The organism is Cytobacillus pseudoceanisediminis (assembly GCF_023516215.1).
GTDB classification, from domain to species: domain Bacteria; phylum Bacillota; class Bacilli; order Bacillales; family Cytobacillaceae; genus Cytobacillus; species Cytobacillus pseudoceanisediminis.
Window position 1 is genome coordinate 4,459,100 of sequence record NZ_CP097349.1, and the last position, 17,916, is coordinate 4,477,015.

Genomic DNA, 17,916 nt, shown 5'->3' on the forward strand with positions numbered 1-17,916 from the left:
TTCTTCAATTTGTTTAAAAAGCTTATTTTAGAATTCTATTGAGTCAGCGGCCCCTTCCATATACCCTTTCTTAGAATGTCCAAATTCGAACTGTGAACGCTGCTTAAGCTCTGAGTGACGATTAGTTATTACTCTCTGCGGATTAGAAGCAGCAAGTTCAGTCCATAAAGTTCAGATGGAGTATTTCATATATTGAAAATAATAAAGCAACTGGCTCAGAATCAAAAGAAAGATAGGAATACCTTCTTTAGTGCCCCTCCACAATTTTCCGTTTTGAAGGTCCTCTTTAATGAATTAGACTTCTGTTACATGATCCTTCGTTATATTAGGCAACTAAACAAACTTTCAACCTTCACATGTGGAAGAAAAATTTGTACATACCTTAAAAAGACACTTACATCAATTATTATAATTATTTGTGAATAAGAACCAGATCATTAACCGGCATCAAAACACAGTAAAAAGTTTGGAGGGATAAGGTACCTGTCCCTTTATCCAGTTTTCCTGATTTTACTAGTGCTATTATACCGGGTTAAAAGTTATAATCCTTATATGAAATATTTACTAATGGAGTGAAATATATGAAAAAACTCAGCACTAGAATTGCAATGGTTATGGCTCTTGGAATGGCAATTGTTTTACTCGGCAATATTGCTATGCTCTACTTAAGCACGAAAAATTCAGTAGAGTCTTCTATTGAAAATTTTAGTATAAGCATTGCAGACAATATAGCTTCAAAGATGCAAACAGATAAGTATGAGGATTTTTGAAGAATCCCGAACAGTCTGAGGCCTATTGGGATCTTCGGGAACAGCTGAATGATTTTCGGGAGAAAACGGGTGCGTTTTACGTTTATACTTTAATGGCCGATTCCGAGAAGAAAGAGCTCTTTATAATGGTTGATGGCCTGCCGAAGAACTCGGATATGGCTGCGGAAATTAAAACACCGACAACTGCTACAGCGTATGAAGATATTTCTCCTGTATTAGATGGAAAAGCATCAAGCTCACCGATCGTTCATGATCCGGAATATGGGGATTATCTTTCAGCGTTTGTACCAATTAAAGCCGATGGAAAAGTAATCGGGATATTGGGTGTCGACATCAATGCAGAGAATGTTAATAGTATTTCAGATCAAGTACTGCAAAAAGAGCTCCCTATGAACCTGGTGATAAATATACTGTTAATCCTTGCAGTTGTTGCCATACTGTCCTGGTTCGTCAAAAAGACTGCACCCTCTGCAGAATATCAGTTCAGCAGCCCAATTGATGGCTGATGGAGATCTTCGGGGTGCAGAAGAGAAGGCTAATTCCATTAAGGTAAAAGGGGATGACGAAATTGGTTTTGTTACAGAGTCATTCAAAAAAATGACGCACCATACAAAAGTGATGGTTGAAGATATAAAAGCATCTTCAGAAGCACTCTTGGTCTCCTCGGGTAAAATAGAAAACAAGATGGAAGATATCAGCCAGGCCAGCAGCCTGATTGTCAGAGGGATTCAGGAAGTGGCAGGGGCTACTGATACACAGCTGATCAGAAGTGAGGAATCTGCAAAAGCAATAGAAGAAATGGCCATAGGCATACAGCGTATTGCGGAAGCTTCGACAGATGTGAGCGAACAATCCAATACAGTTACACAGCAGGTAAAGGAAGGATTTGATGAAATTCAATCCATCATCCGGCAGATCAATGAGATTAAAAAGACTGTAAATGATTCATCCTTATTTATAGAAGAGCTGGGTACGCAGGCTATTGAAATTGAGGATATTGTGAACCTGATTTCAGGCATAGCAGAGCAAACCAATCTGCTTGCATTAAATGCAGCCATTGAAGCAGCCAGAGCAGGCGAACATGGCAAAGGCTTCGCGGTTGTATCCCAGGAGGTTAAAAAGCTGGCAGAAGGCTCAAAAGCATCTGCTGCACAAATTGCCGAAAAGCTAAATCACTTTAGATCGTCCATTGAACAGGCAGTCGGAAATATGCATGCGAGCTCAGGTAAAGTGGAAGAAGGCACAGTTCTGGTCAATAGTGCCGGAGAGAAATTCAATCAGATTCTGCATGCTGTTGAAGGTGTTACTGGGGAAATTCAGGAGGTTTCTGCTGTAACAGAAGAGCTCTCTGCCGGATCAGAAGAGATTTCTGCATCCATTGATGAATTTGCGGGTCTGTCTAAAGACACAGCACAAATTTCCCGCGAAGTCGCAGCCTCAACAGACCAGCAGGAGGATGCGGTAGAAAAGATTTCAGAGCTGACCGTTCAGCTGAGTATGCTTTCTAAACAGCTGGAACAGTCGGTGGAGAAGTTTAGATTATAAGATGGAAGCCGTTCTCTATAGAGAGCGGTTTTTTATTTTGTTACTAAAAGTGAATGAAATTCGAAAGAGAAGTTCTAGAAGTGACACCAAAAATGTCCCCTTTGTCCCGTTTGAAAAAATAAACCATTTGACTGAGTTTTCTCACGGACCATCTAGGGAAACAAGCGAAGGTGAACTTATTACCTTATCAAAAGGGGGCAGCCCAGCTCAACATATCTACATAAAGAGGAGTGTTCAAATGAATTACATAAAGTGGATCGCGGCAGCAGCCGCAATGGTATTTGTGCTGAGCTTCAGCCAGCCCAAGGCAGATGCTGCTGTTCTAAAGAATGGCTCAGCAGGCCCGGAAGTTACATATATTCAATCAGCATTGCAAAAGCTTGGTTATTTTTATACAGACAATACAGGATATTATGGAACGGTAACAGAGAATGCAGTAAGAAACTTTCAATATGATTTCGGTTTAGCAGCTGATGGCATTGTAGGAGTTAACACAGCAGAAATGCTTAGAAATGTGGACATGCTGGCTCATGTGGTTTATGGGGAAGCGCGCGGGGAAAGCTATGAAGGCCAAGTGGCAGTTGCGGCTGTCGTTCTTAATCGTATGGAGTCCAATGAATTCCCGGATACTCTCTCAAATGTTATTTTTCAAAAGAATGCCATTACAGCTGTGAATGACGGTCAGTACTGGCTGCAGCCCGATGCTGAAGCTTATCAGGCAGTAAGAGATGCTTTTGATGGATGGGATCCAACTGGCGGTGCAGTCTATTATTACAATCCTTATACAGCTACAGATCAATGGATATTTACTAGAACAGTCATTAAACAAATCGGCAGTCACAATTTTGCCTACTAAATTGAGGCACCTTTCCTGTTCAAGCGGGGAAGGTGCCTTATTTAGTTCTTCTTATAATAAAAGAAAATCTGGTAATTTATATTACAAAAATATTAAAATCGCTTTAATCTGTAACATAAAAAGAGTTTTACTGAAATCTCTCTGTTATCTTATGGTGTTAATATGTTCCTATCAAGGGACATAAAGGAGATATCATGAAGAAATTAGTAATCTATCTAATCACAGCTGTTTTTCTATCGTTTGGATTTTCCAATGTCACTTCAGCCGCAGGAAATACGTATACAGTAAAAAAAGGGGACACGCTTTGGGCGATCTCTAAAAAACATAATGTTACCGTTAACCAAATTAAATCCTGGAATAAATTAAAATCAAATACAATCAAACCAAAACAAGTGCTAAAAGTTACTGCTTCATCGGCAAAAGCTGCAGCACCTAATAAGACAGCTGTAAAGGCTGCATCAACGAAAGCCTATAAAGAAATTAAAGTGAAAGCGACTGCCTACACTGCCAGCTGCAAAGGGTGCAGCGGCATTACTTATACAGGAATCAACCTGAAAAAGAACCCGAACGCCAAGGTGATTTCGGTGGATCCGAAGGTTATTCCACTGGGATCAAAAGTTTATGTACCTGGGTATGGAGAGGCAATTGCAGGCGACAAAGGCTCTGCAGTAAGAGGCAATAAAATTGACGTCTTCATTCCAAACAAACAGAAAGCCCTGCAATGGGGCAGCAAAACGGTTACTATTAAAGTTTATAAATAATAGAAATGAAGAGAATCTTCCTGGCGGGGATTCTCTTTTTGTTTGGGAAAAAATATCTCCGGTGCGCATCTGGGTTTTTAGACCTATTTATGAAACGGGGATATTTTCTCATTTTTACTTATTTACTCAATTTTTACAAATATCAGATTGTATACCAAAAAGAAGAGTGATTTACTAGAATGGTAGTGTCATGTAAACGTTTAAAATAAGGAAATAGGAGTGGATTACATGATTGGAAAGCAGCGGAAAAAGTTGCTTAGCTTTATTAGTGTCTTTGCTTTGATTCTTAGTCTTTTTAGTCCTTTTGCCACGGCAAGTGCAGAAGAAGTGAAGTCTGTGGCAGAAGCTATTGCGGATAATAACGGAGTTGCCACAGTCGAAGGTTATATTGTTGGAGTTACAAAGAGTACTTCAAGCTATAGCCATAGCGGTCCGTTTACAATGGCAACCAATATTGCCATGGCAGACTCACCCGATGAAAGAGATCCCGGTAAAATACTGCCGGTTCAGCTTCCGAGCGGGTATGTGAGATCAGGATTAAACCTGGTGGACAACCCTGATAACCTTGGAAAGAAAGTTCAAATTACCGGTTCACTGGAAGCCTACTTTACAGTTCCAGGATTAAAGAACTCATCGGCTTATTCTTGGGTGGAAGAAACAGACCCAACAAAGGTTTCAGCTGTAACTGCTTCCCCTGAAGCAGGTCCAGTTAAGCAGGGAACAGGTATTGTTTTATCGACAGAAACGGAAGGAGCAGTCATTCATTACACGGTGGATGGATCAGAGCCAACTTCTAAAAGTGATACATATACTGATCCGATTGTCATTAATGAAAGAACAACCATTAAAGCCTTTGCTGTTAAAGAAGGCTTAACAGACAGCAGAGTAGCTGAATTTACTTATACGCCTGCATTAGGCGGACTTCGCATTCATGATATTCAAGGTGCAGGGCATTATTCCGAATATGCCAACCAATATGCTGCGGATGTGGAAGGCATCGTCACAAAAGTGGCAGATGCAAACAATTTCTATATGCAGGACCTGCAGCCTGACCAGGATCCTAATACTTCTGAAGGAATTCTCGTTTACAAGAAAAATCACGGAGCACAAGCGGGCGATGTGGTTACAGTAACAGGACAGATTAAAGAATGGGTACTTGACGGCTATGCTGAAAAACTGGAGACAGATTTGCCTGTAACCGAAATTAATGCTTCAGCAATTAATAAAATAGCGTCAGGCCAGGAGCTTCCGGCTCCAGTCATTCTCAGTAAAGAAAACCTGCCAACTGAAGTGATCGATAATGACAGCTTTGGTGAGTTTGATCCGGAGCAGGATGGAATCGATTTTTATGAAAGCCTGGAAGGCATGCTTGTTCAGGTGGACAACCCTAAAGTAGTTGCGCCTCAAAAATACGGTGAGCTTGTGGTTGTTCCAGGAGATGTTGAAACAAACACAGCGGCAGGCGGACTGCGCATTTCAGAAAATGATTATAATCCTGAGAGAATCACATTGGATATTAACGATGAAGATTTTGTTGCCAAAATGGGCGACAGCTTTAAAGGCAGCGTCCAGGGTGTCGTCAGCTACGGATTCAGCAACTATAAAGTATTAAGTGATGCAGATTCATTGCCGGAATTTGAGGAAGGCCCTGCGGCAAGAGAAGAAACAAGTCTTATCCCTGAAGAAGATCAATTAACCATCGCGTCTTATAATGTTGAAAACTTCTCAACAAAAACGGATGCGGAAAAGGTTACGAGATTAGCAGAAGCAATCGTTAAAAATATGAAGCACCCGGATATCATTGGTCTGACAGAGGTTCAGGATAATGACGGACCAATAGATAGCGGCACAACAGAAGCCGATCTAAGTGCAGCATTATTAATTGAAAAAATAAAAGAACTGGGCGGTCCAGCTTACACATACACAGATATCGCTCCAGAAGATAAACAGGATGGCGGCCAGCCGGGAGGAAACATCCGTGTCGGCTTCCTTTATAACGCTGAAAGGGTAACATTATCGGAAGGCGAAAAAGGGTCAGCAACGGATGCGGTTGATTTTGAAGACGGCAAATTAACGCTAAACCCAGGACGCATTGATCCCTCCAATGAAGCATTTGAAGATAGCCGCAAAGCATTGGCGGCCCAGTTCGAATTCCAGGGCGAAAGCGTTATTGTTGTAGCTAACCATTTTAACTCGAAAGGCGGGGATTTTCCGTTATTCGGCAAAGTGCAGCCTCCCGTCTTAAACAGTGAAATTCAGCGCATGAAAATCGCTAACGTGGTTAACGGTTTCGTAAAGGAAGTAAAAGCAGAAAACCCTAATGCCAATATCGTCCTGCTTGGCGACTTTAATGATTTTGAATTCTCCAATCCTTTAAAGGCATTAAAGGGTGATGAATTAACCAACATGATTGAAAAGGTTCGGGCAGAAGAGCGCTATACGTACAACTACCAGGGAAATGCACAGGTGCTGGATCATATTTTAGTATCCAACAACCTTGCCAAGAAAACAGAGGTTGATATTCTTCATATTAACTCTGGCTTCATGGAAGAACACGGCCGTGCAAGTGACCATGACCCTGTCATGATTCAGACAAGCTTAAAGCCGGCAGTTAAACCGGAAGAGCCTAAATATGATCATGTTTTTAATCTAGTAAACTACCACGCGAAGAAATTCGTTGTTGGACCACATAATGCCTTGGTGATTATGGATGGAACATCCAGCCTCTCTCAAGGATTGTGGCTGAAGAAATCAGCCGCGGTTAAAGGCGATGGCCTGAAAAATACAAAAGTGGTTATCAGCTCTGCCAACAAAGGAGCAATTGTCGATTTAACAGGATCAGATATAAAGGAAGTCATGGTCGAAAGCAGCAAAGTTGTGGAAATCCGCGGTGCCGAAAATGTCCAAAAATGGACACTTGGGAAAAAGCGGATCCGTCTCATATTATTATCAAAGATTCGGAGGGGGAAGAAATAGATTCCCCATATGAGGAAGAGGAAGCAGCATAGCATTTAAAGCCGGAGTGTAATTACTTCGGCTTTCAATCCTCTTTTTAAAAATTAGCATCTGAAAGGAGCAGCAATTCATGAAATTGCCTATTAAAGTATTATCAACAGTAGCCTTATCAGCAGCATTAGCCATCTCTACAGCCGTTCCGGCAGGTTTGGTTTCAGCAAATGAATCACCAGCTGCAGATTTTACACTTTCCTTAATGCATACCAATGATTCACACGCCAATATGGACAGCGCCGCTAAAAAAGTGACGGCTGTAAAGGAAGCAAGAGAAGCAAATCCGGACGCCTTGCTTGTTGATGCAGGAGATGTTTTTTCCGGAACATTGTATTTTAATAAATTCCTTGGACAAGCTGACCTGGAATTCATGAATCTGATGGGCTATGATATTATGACTTTCGGAAATCATGAGTTCGACTTGGGTTCAAGCGCAGAAGGGCACAAAGCACTGGCGGACTTTGTAAAAGGTGCACAATTCCCATTTGTCAGTTCGAACGTAGATTTTTCTAAGGATGCAAACCTGCAGGGATTATTCAGTGATGTGATATCAAGCGAACCTGCTAATGGAAAAATATATAATGGCATCATCAAAGAAGTTAATGGAGAAAAAGTAGGGTTTTTTGGTTTGACTACAGCTGAGACGGCGAGTATTTCCAGTCCTGGTGATGTTACATTCAAGGACTATATCGAAGAAGCAGAAAAAGCAGTAAAAGCATTTGAGGGTATGGGAATCAATAAAATTGTGGCTGTAACTCATATTGGTTATGATGATAATCCGAATGTGGATAATGATTTAACTTTGGCTGCACAGGTAGATGGGATTGATGTGATTGTGGGAGGACACAGCCATACGCAATTAAATGAGCCAGTGGTTGTGGCAGCTGATGAAACAGGAGCAGCAAAGGACCCTACTGTCATTGTTCAAGCCGGCCAGTACAATAATTATCTCGGAACACTGGATGTACAATTTGATGAGGCCGGAACAGTAGTTGGGCAAGCTGGAGAGCTTGTTAAAATATCGGATAAAGCAGACGATCCTGAAGCTGCAGTGCTTCTTGAAAAATACTCCTCACAAATACAGGAATTAAAGAACACTGAAATTGGCGCAGAAACCGTGACTGCACTCGAGAATCCGCGGACAAGCGGAGACAGCACAGGGCCAAGTGTACGGAAAAATGAAACAGCGCTAGGCAACCTAATTACAGACGGCATGCTTGCAAAAGCCAAGCAGTATAACAGCAATGTCACCATGGCTCTTCAAAATGGAGGCGGTATTCGTGCAGGGATTGACGCAGGACCAATCACTGTTGGAGAAGTGATAACTGTTCTCCCATTTGGCAACACATTAGCAACTATGGAGCTGACGGGAGCTGAACTGAAGGAGGCTTTTGAAATCAGTATGGGTCAGTATCCGGCAGAAAACGGCGGCTTCCTGCATGTGTCCGGTGCAAAAGTAGAATTTGACTCCACAAAGCCTGCCGGTGAGCGAATCGTTTCGATCGCTTATAAAAATGATCAGGGCACATACACAGAAATCCAGGATAAGCAAACATACACAATCGCTACCAATGCTTTCACAGCCAAAGGCGGAGATGGTTATACAGTTTTCGCAAAAGCATACCAGGAGGGACGGGTAACAGATCTTGGACTTTCCGATTGGGAAAACTTTGCCGAACACCTATCCAGCCTGGGTACTATCACACCAGCAGTGGAGGGCAGAATTGTAGATGTTGACAGTCTGCCGCCAGTAACAGAGCTGGATTTTGAAAAGAAATATAATTTTACTGATGATAAAAAGAAGAAGCTAGTAGTGAACAAGGTTTCTTTTATTAATGTAGAAGAATCCGCAGAAATCAAAAACGGCATCTGGCTCAAAAACTCTGCTGTATTGCAGGGCAAAGGACTTAAGAACGTGAGTGTCCGTGTAACACCAAAGAAAGAGCCGATCATCGTAGACTTTAGCGGTGCAGAAGTGAAAGAAGTCATTGTTGAGAAAAGCGATTTAGTAGAGCTTAGAGGGGCAGAAAACGTTAAAAAGATTAGTTATCGTAAGTAATAGAAAATTAGTATCGAAGATGAAACTGCACACCGTAGATAGTGTGCAGCTTTCTTTAATGGCTCAAATGCTTCCTCCCTTTTGCTGCTCTTTTTGATATGATGGATTTAATATATTAAATGGTAATAATTTTGGAGGAGCAGGTATGGCTGGTATAAAATCAATAAACCTCGATGGGGAAGAAATCTATGTGTTTAACAGTGCCATCTATATTTTTGAATCGTCTGAAGGAAGTACGCTGGAAGTGGATCTGATTGTGAGCGAGGTTACTCTAAGAAAATATCAAGACAGGGAAAGCCTGATCACGGAAATTGAATTGGAAGATGGGCGATCACTAAGTTCATTTATGTTTCTAAAATCTGTACCGGGCAAGCTGCCAAGGTTAAGCTTATTTTGCGAACTTGATCCGGAGGAGTCATACGAAGGTGTTTTAAGAATAAATGAGGAACATCTGGACTTTCCGGATATTGAGGAGGGCATGACGTTAGAAGAAATCCGAAGAGTGGAAATGCCGAATGAAAAAATCACACTTAAATTAAACCTGCCGATTAACCAGGTGGAATGGCTGAAGGGGCAGAAAAATAAGGAATTGAATCAGTTTTTTAAAGAGCTGTTAAAGGGATATATGGAGAGGTAACAGAAGATTTAATAAGAAGAAAGAACAAAACCGAGCTGGCGGCTTAGCTCGGCTTTGTTCTTTTTGGCAATGGGACAAGGTGCCTATCCCAATGTCCCTGTTAATTAATCGTCCCGCGATCTACTTGTTCATAGAGAATTCCCATATTACTCTTCACCTTTTTGGATACCTCGCACAAAGCATCAATCGCTTCAGCTTTATGGTTTCCTAATTGATAAACCACATCATCAAATAGCATTTCCATCTCTCTTAAAATGGCGATGGATGCCAGGTTATAGAGGTGGACGTTAAAGTATCCGCTGTTGTCAAAAATGGCGGTTTCCACATAAGGTCTGAAATTATTTAATAGAGTTGGATATTCCACAATTAAACGCCCTAGCCCCTTACGTACACCTTCAATGGTAGCTGCCAATTCATCCAATGGCTCCAGAGCGTTTGCGATGCTGTTTCTAATTTTATCATCAAAATCTGAAAATAAGCTGATAAGCTTTCCAGGGATGGTATAGCTTAAAGCAAAATTGGCTGCCCCTTTGATACTGCTAGAAAGGATCTCCAGTGTGCTTTCGACGGCGAAAGTTAGAAGCTGTCCCTTCTCCAGAAGAGGGAAGAGCAGTGCCTGAGTCGATGCAGTAAATGCAGTGTAGGCAGTATCCATCTGAAATTCCTTTATTTTCATTCTCAATTCCATATAAGGGGAGTCTTCTAGTTTGTAAGTATTGGTTCCCTGTACCGAGATCGAATCGGAATGAGTAGACTTGCTCTTAATGGATTGCCCAAGAGATTGATCCCGCATTTGAAAGTTGGCTGCAACATCCTGTACTTGCTTTTGGAATTCGCTGATATGAGAGAGAAGCTTATCTCTGTTACCGTTGACAATACCGTAATGGGCGTTTAATTCACCTACTATTGCATCATACCAGGCATCCTTTCCGCCTCTAAATAGTTCAGGAATTTTGTCTGAGACAATGTTAATAATGCCTCTTGAGATGTTCTGAATATTAGACCTCAATTCATACAGCTGATTGCGAAGTTCTGCAAACAAGCTTTCTACACTGACATTCGTCCGGAAAATATGCTCAAGAAGCTCTGCCGGAGGAGAGTTTAGTATATAATTCAATGATTTGCTGTGGCTTTCCGCAATATTTAATAATGAAATCAAATGGTCGATTTCCGCCGTCAATCGGTTGCTTATAGCTGTGATGCCAAGAAACAGCGGCTCACTGATTATGTTTTCAAACAAATCCTCGAACGTATTTTGCAGCCGGTTAAGTCGCTCGTAAAACCGATTTCCTTCATCCTCTACAATGGCAACCGAATTGCCCAGGTACTCGTGAGCAAGGTTCAGTCTTTCCGTAACATGGCTTTGCAGAGAAGAAGCAAGTATATCCAGATTCTCTTTATTGATTTCAATGCGTTCTGAGTGTCCTCCATAGAGCGGGATTCCTGTCCAGATGCTTGACACGATATGAGCGTCTGCATCAATATAAATCCTGCCATATCCCGGCTTTCCGACTTCTCCTATCACATAGAACTGGGAGCCATCTTCGTTCCGCAAATAGCCTGTATGGTTTGTAGCAAGCTTAGAGAATTCAGGAATCCCATTGAAGATTTCATACTGTTTGCCTGGAATCCGGCCATGCAGATCCAATGCAATCAAAGTTTGAGTCAGCACATCGTAGCTGCTGAAGTAATTTGTAATATTATCATAAGTTTGATTAGGATCCACCATCCCCTCAGGAAGCAGGGCAGGGTTTAAAGTAACTGCATTTACTTCTGGGTTTTCAACTGCTACTGCACCAACCAGACCCCCGCCAAGTGAATTTCCCGCGATCGATTTAACGCCGCCAACCTGGTTAAATTTTTGATTCATTTCAGTATAATAGCTTCTTGCTGCAGCCAGCTGGGCGGGAGTTAGGTCACTTAAAAGCTGTGCATCAGTCAGAATATCTTTGTTGCCATATTTTCCGCTTGCATCTGTGCCTACATAAATGATGGATATTTCCTCTGTCTCCATATTTACGACTGTCATAGCATCAAGGCCAGTAGGGTCTTCATAACGAGTATCGATAACTGTATAGTCTGTATTATTTACCTGCAGAACCGATTCAAATAGCGGATAGGTATATGCATGAAGGCCTGCCAGTTCAACTAAATCTTTATCATTGTTTGCTGCTATACCTGTATTAATATTTGGTGAACCCTTAAGAGTACCCATATATTCACCTGCTTTATTCCTTAATAATGTAATCCGGGAATCCGCGTTTTAAAGAATTATCTTTAGCACCTTCCGAACTTTGTTTATCAATGAAGTTATCATTAAGAGAGAAGCTGTATGTGCCCTTAGGTATTGAGTCCATTTCTTCCAGCTCTTTCGTGATTTGATTAAATATTTCTTCACTTGGTTCTGCCTGCTTATCAGCCATAAATAATTGTATATTGATTTTGAAGTTTTCAGGATTAAACGAGCCCTCTTCATAGGCATTCCTCAAATTTTCCGTACTTTCATCAGGATTGCTTATATAAAGGTCATAAACTGGTTTAATAGCCTCTTCTTTACTTGTTAATGCAATAAAATAATATGGAGTCATATATCCGTGTCCGCCCACATTTTGGAGGGCATCCTTTGTTTTTCCGGTTACCTGACCTTCTGCTGCAATAGTCTCAAGATAGTCGTCGAGCTGTTGGAACTCTTCATTAAAGATCATGTGATACAATCCGCCTTTAATGGCATTTTCCACCTGGAATTGGTCCGCCCATATCTTTTCTGTCATCACTTTCTTTTCTAGTTCATCAATTGGTACTACAGCATAAGTGTAGAAATGCGGCTCACCTTTGGATTCTACAAACACAGTAGCCCCATCCTTAGCACCCACCACGTTATGCACCGTTACATCGGTCTTATATTTCTCCTTAAAAAACTCAATTGCAGCTTCCTCTATTTCATCAAGACTTTCATCAGCAATTTTATCGGTTTCTTTTCCATATGGAAGTGCATAGCCTTCACCGGTATAATCCTGAACACTGATCAGTGATTCTTCAGAAGGGGCAGCCTGTGTTTCTTTTGATTTTTCACTTTCCTGATTGTTATTTGCGCTATTCATACCAGAACATCCTCCAAGCATTAATGATATGCCGACACTGCAGAGTAAAATTTTCGTTTTCTTGTGCATTAGTTAAATGTCCTCCCTAAAGGAATGTGCCATTCAAAGTATATCCCTTATTTTAGCGGATAGAGTTATATTTTTACAGTTTAAACGTGGAAAATTACACTTTTTAGGTAAAAATAGGGATAAAGTCAGGGGTGAATAGGGAGTATTATACTAAAGATTTGCTAAATTCGGTTCTTGCTGTATAAAAATTCAACGAATCACATTTTAATAGTTAAAAGTTTACTTTGAATTTTCTAATAACATGTGTATAATACATTTAAGGTAATGAAACGGAAAATGTCCGAAATAATATTCAACAAGGGGGATCATGATGGACAGCAGCTTTTTAAAGGAAATAACTCCCCAGCTGATCAAATGGCGGCGCACTTTGCATGCTCTGCCTGAATTGGGGTTCATGGAGTACATCACTACATACAGAATCGGAAAAGAACTGGAGAAGATGGGTTTCAAGCTTTATTTAGGGAAAGACGCGCTTGACGAGAATTCCCGTATGGGGCTTCCTGCACAAGCTGATCTTGAAGCTCAAGAGAAGAAGGCGAGGGATTGGGGTGTTGAAGAGTCCTGGCTCGATCAAATGCGCGGCGGGAATACCGGGCTTGTGGCAGTCTGGGATACTAACAGAAACGGAGACCATGTTGGTTTCCGCTTTGATATTGACGCATTGCCAATAAACGAATCGACAGATCCTGCACATCGTCCAGCCAAATACGAATTTGGCTCGAAAGAAGAGAATGTGATGCACTCGTGCGGACATGACGGACATACTGCCATCGGACTTGGGGTAGCCCAGTATATTTCTTCCCATGGGGATCAACTAAAGGGCCGCTTTACCCTTTTGTTTCAGCCGGCTGAAGAAGGTGGAAGAGGGGCTCGGGCAATGACAGACAAGGGCTGGCTTGATGATGTCGATTATTTTTATTCAGGCCACATCGGCATTAAGTCCCTGCCCGTTGGAACAATTGCAGCCACAACGCCGGGATTCCTGGCTTCAACTAAATACAATGCTTATTTTAAAGGTGTTTCCTCACATGCCGGCATTAATCCGGAGCTCGGGAAAAATGCTTTATTGGCGGCGACAACGGCTGCTAACAACCTCTATGGCATTCCGCGCCATCATGATGGCGTCACCAGGGTGAATGTTGGGAAGCTTGCTGCAGGCAGCGGCCGGAACATCATCCCGGGAGACAGTTATATGGAAATAGAAGTGCGGGGTGAGACACCGGAGATTGCTCAATATATGGCTGAAAAAGCGACCCGGATTATTAAGGCGGCAGCAGATATGCATGATGTGTCCTGCACAATCGAAGCAGTCGGAGTTACGGAAGTGGTTGTCTGTGATAAAGAGCTGATACCTAAAATCACCGAATGGTGTGCATCAAGCGAGCTTGTGAAAGAAGTGCTTCCTTCAGTCCCTGTCTCCGGATCGGAAGATGTCAGCTTTATGATGAATAGGGTCCAGAAGCATGGCGGCAAAGCTACGTTTATGCTGTTTGGAACGAAGCTTGATTATCCTCACCACCATCCTCAATTTGATTTCGAGGAAGAAGCTTTATTGGTTGCGGTTGATGCTTATATTCATATCTTAAATGGCGGATCGGCCATTTAAATTAAAGGAGGAAATCATGTCGAACAACTTTGCAAAAACATTTTTAACAGAGAACAAAGAGACGTTTGAAAAAATCAGTGAGTATATCTATCATCATCCGGAAACTAGATTTGAAGAGTATGCATCAGCAGAATTTTTAGCTTCTGAGTGCGAAAAAGCAGGCTTTCAGGTGGAACGCAAATCCGGAAACATTGAAACCGCGTTTGTAGCTTCCTATGGAAGCGGAGCCCCTGTTATTGGCTTTCTCGGGGAGTTTGATGCTCTGTCCGGATTGGGGCAGGTGCCCAACAAGACTTCGTACGAGCCAACCGAGCTGAAAGTCGGTCACGGCTGCGGGCATAATCTGCTTGGGACCGGCGCTTTTGCGGCAGCCTGTGCAGCAAAAAAGTATTTAGAAGAAAACAATCTGCCTGGGACTGTAAAGTTTTTTGGCTGTCCGGGTGAAGAAGGCGGTTCCGGAAAAACCTTCATGGTCCGTGAAGGAGTATTTGATGGGGTGGACGCAGCCTTAACATGGCATCCATCTCCTGCCAACAGCATCATGAGCTTATCGAGTCTCGCAAACTATCAGGTTTATTTTCGATTTAAAGGCTTATCGTCACATGCGGCGAACTCACCTCATCTTGGACGAAGTGCCCTGGATGCGGTTGAGCTGATGAACGTGGGTGTGAATTACCTTCGCGAGCATGTCGTGCCGGAAGCCAGGATGCATTACGCCATCACCAACACAGGGGGCATCTCGCCAAATGTCGTACAAGCAGACGCTGAAGTGCTGTATCTGATCCGCGCACCAAAGGTTCAGCAGGTGGAGGAAATCTACAAGCGGGTTTGCAAAATCGCGGAGGGCGCGGCTCTGATGACAGAAACAGAGCTTACCATTGAGTTTGACAAGGCATGCTCCAATTATATTCCAAACCGCAGCCTTGAAAAAATTCTCCATCAAAGCCTTCAGGAAGCCGGCATCGAAAAACCGGACGAAGAAGAAAAGGCCTTTGCCGAAAAGCTTTGGACAACCCTATCAGAAGGTGAAAAAGAAAGCTATTTAGATATTTTAAGAGGATTTGGATATGTAGGGGACGGCAGTGAATTTGAAGGAAAGTACCTGGCAGAAACGATTTCAGCCTATGAACCTTCCAAAGAAGTTCTTGCCGGCTCTACAGATGTCTCAGATGTAAGCTGGGTCGTTCCAACCGCACAGCTGACAGCCTCAACATCAGCACTGGGCACACCGCTGCATACATGGCAGATGACCACCCAAGGCATCAGCAGCTATGCCCACAAAGGCATGCTCCGGGCAGCAGAAGCCATGGCTTTAACAGCTGTCAAACTGCTGACAGACCAGGAAGAATTAGAAGCTGTCAAACAGGAGTTCAATGAATTCAAACAAGCTAATCCTTACACATGTCCAATTCCTGAAGAGGTTAAGCCTTCTACATTAAAGTAACTTTCCATTCGGACAGGGAAAGCAGAAAAGCGGGAGAAGCAGTCTGAACCAGGCGCTCATTCGGACAGAAGAAGCGGAAAACAGGGAGAGAGAGTCCGAACTTAGCGCTCATTCGGACAGAAGAAGCAGAAAACAGGGAGAGAGAGTCCGAACCAGGCACCACTTCGGACAATAGAAGCAGAAAACAGGGAGAGTGAGTCCGAACTTAGCGCTACTTCGGACAGAAGAAGCAGAAAACAGGGAGAGAGAGTCCGAACTTAGCGCCACTTCGGACAGAAGAAGCAGAAAACAGGGAGAGAGAGTCCGAACTTAGCGTCACTTCGGACAGAAGAAGCGGAAAATAGGGAGAGTGAGTCCGAACCAGGCGCCGCTTCGGACAATAGAAGCAGAAATCGGGAACAGCAAGTCCGAACCTGGCCGCCGCAGCGGAAAGCATCGTCTACACTCAAACTTAAGAAAATACAAAAAAAACAGAAAAGCGAGGGGAGTATATGAAAACAGAAAAACAAGGACAGAAAGTGGTAACAGAAAATAAAAAAACAGGGATTGCCCAGAGATTCCTCAATGGAGTTGAGAAGGTCGGCAACAAGCTCCCGGATCCATTTATATTATTTGCCGGGCTCGCAGTGCTTGTGATTATTGTTTCAGCAATCTTTAGCGCCTTTGGGGCTACTGTTGTCCATCCCGGATCTGGAGAGGAGCTGGAAGTTAAGAACCTGGCATCTGCAGAAGGCCTGAATTTCATCCTGACATCCATGCTTGATAACTTCACCGGGTTCGCTCCGCTTGGCCTGGTTCTGTCCATGATGCTCGGGATCGGTCTTGCTGAGAAAGTCGGCATGCTGGATTATGCCATTAAGAAAACGATTTTAAAATCACCGCCTGCATTAATCACGTATACAGTTGTGTTTGTCGGTATTATGGGGAATATCGCTTCAGATGCTGCGATGGTTCTGGTGCCGCCGCTTGCTGCAATGGTTTTCTATAAAATCGGCCGTAACCCGATTGCCGGATTGGCTGCAGGATATGCATCAGCGGGTGCCGGGTTTACCGCAAACCTGCTGATTGCGGGAACGGACGCACTTTTGGCAGGGATTTCAACAGAAGCTGCCAAGATTATAGACGAGAATATTGTCGTTACGCCAATTGATAACTGGTATTTTAATATTGTTTCTGTATTTGTTTTAACCATTGTCGGCGGACTTGTTACGACGAAATTCATTGAACCGCGTCTTGGAGAATATAAAGGCGATGAGGTAAAGGAAGCTATTGCTGAAGATCCGCCTAATGCCGGCAAGGCTTTGCGGAATGCAGCCATTGCCGGGTTTGCCTATATTGCCCTTATTGTGGGAACGATCCTTATACCAAACAGCCCGTTAACCAATGAAGATGGCGGACTTGTTCCATCTCCATTCCTGGATGGCATTATTCCAATTATTCTGTTCTTCTTCATCATTATTGGTACTGTATATGGTATTACGGTTGGAAACATTAAGAGCAGTAAAGATGTTGCCAACTTTATGGCTGAATCGATGAAGGATATGGCGTCCTATATTGTCTTAATCTTCGCAATCGCCCAATTCATCGCATACTTCAGCTGGTCCAATATCGCTACATGGGTAGCGGTAAATGGGGCAGAATTCCTGAAGGACGTGGAGTTCACCGGAATCGGATTGATTATTGGCTACATCATTTTTACAGCTTCCTTGAACTTCCTGATCACTTCGGGTTCAGCAAAGTGGGCGCTTGAAGCACCTGTGTTTGTGCCAATGTTTATGCAGCTTGGCTATCACCCTGCATTCACGCAAGTGGCATACCGTGTAGCAGATTCATCTACGAATATCGTGACACCGATGATGCCATATATGGTTATCGCCCTGTCGTTTATGCAGAAGTATGATAAAAAAGCGGGAATTGGAACATTCATTTCATTAATGCTTCCGTACTCGGTTACGTTCCTGATCACGTGGATCATTATGCTTTTAGTGTTCGTCTTCTTTGGAATCCCGTTTGGTCCGGGAATCGGTCCTTATCTATAAGAATAGGATGTGGTTAAAAA

Annotated in this window: 13 protein-coding genes; 11 read left to right on the top strand and 2 right to left on the bottom strand. The window is 42.8% G+C overall.

The features are described 5' to 3' along the window. Positions 1–581 precede the first annotated feature (581 nt). From M5V91_RS23985 to M5V91_RS24020, 8 genes are all read left to right on the top strand, one after another. Positions 582–770 carry a hypothetical protein gene (locus tag M5V91_RS23985; RefSeq protein ID WP_284521531.1) on the top strand — a complete coding sequence of 63 codons (189 nt, stop codon included), beginning with the start codon at positions 582–584 and terminating at the stop codon, positions 768–770. Then, positions 767–1,276 (top strand): hypothetical protein, encoded by a 510-nt coding sequence (locus M5V91_RS23990; RefSeq protein WP_284521532.1) that lies wholly within the window; start codon positions 767–769, stop codon positions 1,274–1,276. Before M5V91_RS23985 ends, M5V91_RS23990 begins: the two co-directional genes overlap by 4 nt. Further along, complete coding sequence (locus tag M5V91_RS23995; protein ID WP_284521533.1) at positions 1,269–2,315, top strand: methyl-accepting chemotaxis protein; 1,047 nt, start codon at positions 1,269–1,271, stop codon at positions 2,313–2,315. Before M5V91_RS23990 ends, M5V91_RS23995 begins: the two co-directional genes overlap by 8 nt. Positions 2,316–2,553: 238 nt before the next feature. Then, the gene (locus M5V91_RS24000; protein WP_251266810.1) at positions 2,554–3,171 is read left to right on the top strand and encodes a cell wall hydrolase; all 618 of its coding nucleotides are present in this window, start codon (positions 2,554–2,556) and stop codon (positions 3,169–3,171) included. 194 nt (positions 3,172–3,365) lie between these two features. Then, on the top strand, positions 3,366–3,932 hold the full coding sequence (locus M5V91_RS24005; RefSeq protein ID WP_251174279.1) for a 3D domain-containing protein: 567 nt from the start codon (positions 3,366–3,368) through the stop codon (positions 3,930–3,932). Positions 3,933–4,160: 228 nt separating this feature from the next. After that, complete coding sequence (locus M5V91_RS24010; RefSeq protein ID WP_305137864.1) at positions 4,161–6,908, top strand: DUF8508 domain-containing protein; 2,748 nt, start codon at positions 4,161–4,163, stop codon at positions 6,906–6,908. Between the two features lie 109 nt (positions 6,909–7,017). Continuing rightward, a complete protein-coding gene (locus M5V91_RS24015) occupies positions 7,018–9,000 on the top strand; it encodes a bifunctional metallophosphatase/5'-nucleotidase (RefSeq protein ID WP_251174277.1) in 1,983 nt (660 codons plus the stop codon). A gap of 145 nt (positions 9,001–9,145) precedes the next feature. Then, entirely contained in the window at positions 9,146–9,637 is a 492-nt protein-coding gene (locus M5V91_RS24020) for a hypothetical protein (RefSeq protein ID WP_251174276.1), read from the top strand. 100 nt (positions 9,638–9,737) lie between these two features. Here M5V91_RS24020 and M5V91_RS24025 read toward each other — a convergent pair whose 3' ends face one another. Next, on the bottom strand, positions 9,738–11,852 hold the full coding sequence (locus tag M5V91_RS24025) for an SA1320 family protein (RefSeq protein WP_251174275.1): 2,115 nt from the start codon (positions 11,850–11,852) through the stop codon (positions 9,738–9,740). A 13-nt stretch (positions 11,853–11,865) separates the two neighbouring features. Next, on the bottom strand, positions 11,866–12,807 hold the full coding sequence (locus M5V91_RS24030) for a DUF1672 family protein (RefSeq protein WP_251174274.1): 942 nt from the start codon (positions 12,805–12,807) through the stop codon (positions 11,866–11,868). A gap of 310 nt (positions 12,808–13,117) precedes the next feature. Between M5V91_RS24030 and M5V91_RS24035 the strand changes: the two genes are divergently transcribed. The 3 genes from M5V91_RS24035 to M5V91_RS24045 all read left to right on the top strand — a co-directional run bounded on the left by M5V91_RS24035 (position 13,118) and on the right by M5V91_RS24045 (position 17,896). Next, positions 13,118–14,413: an amidohydrolase gene (locus M5V91_RS24035; RefSeq protein ID WP_019380682.1), complete on the top strand. Its 1,296-nt coding sequence runs from the start codon at positions 13,118–13,120 to the stop codon at positions 14,411–14,413. A gap of 16 nt (positions 14,414–14,429) precedes the next feature. Next, on the top strand, positions 14,430–15,857 hold the full coding sequence (locus M5V91_RS24040; protein ID WP_251174273.1) for a M20 family metallopeptidase: 1,428 nt from the start codon (positions 14,430–14,432) through the stop codon (positions 15,855–15,857). A gap of 491 nt (positions 15,858–16,348) precedes the next feature. Beyond that, positions 16,349–17,896 (top strand): AbgT family transporter, encoded by a 1,548-nt coding sequence (locus M5V91_RS24045; RefSeq protein ID WP_251174272.1) that lies wholly within the window; start codon positions 16,349–16,351, stop codon positions 17,894–17,896. Positions 17,897–17,916: the final 20 nt, after the last annotated feature.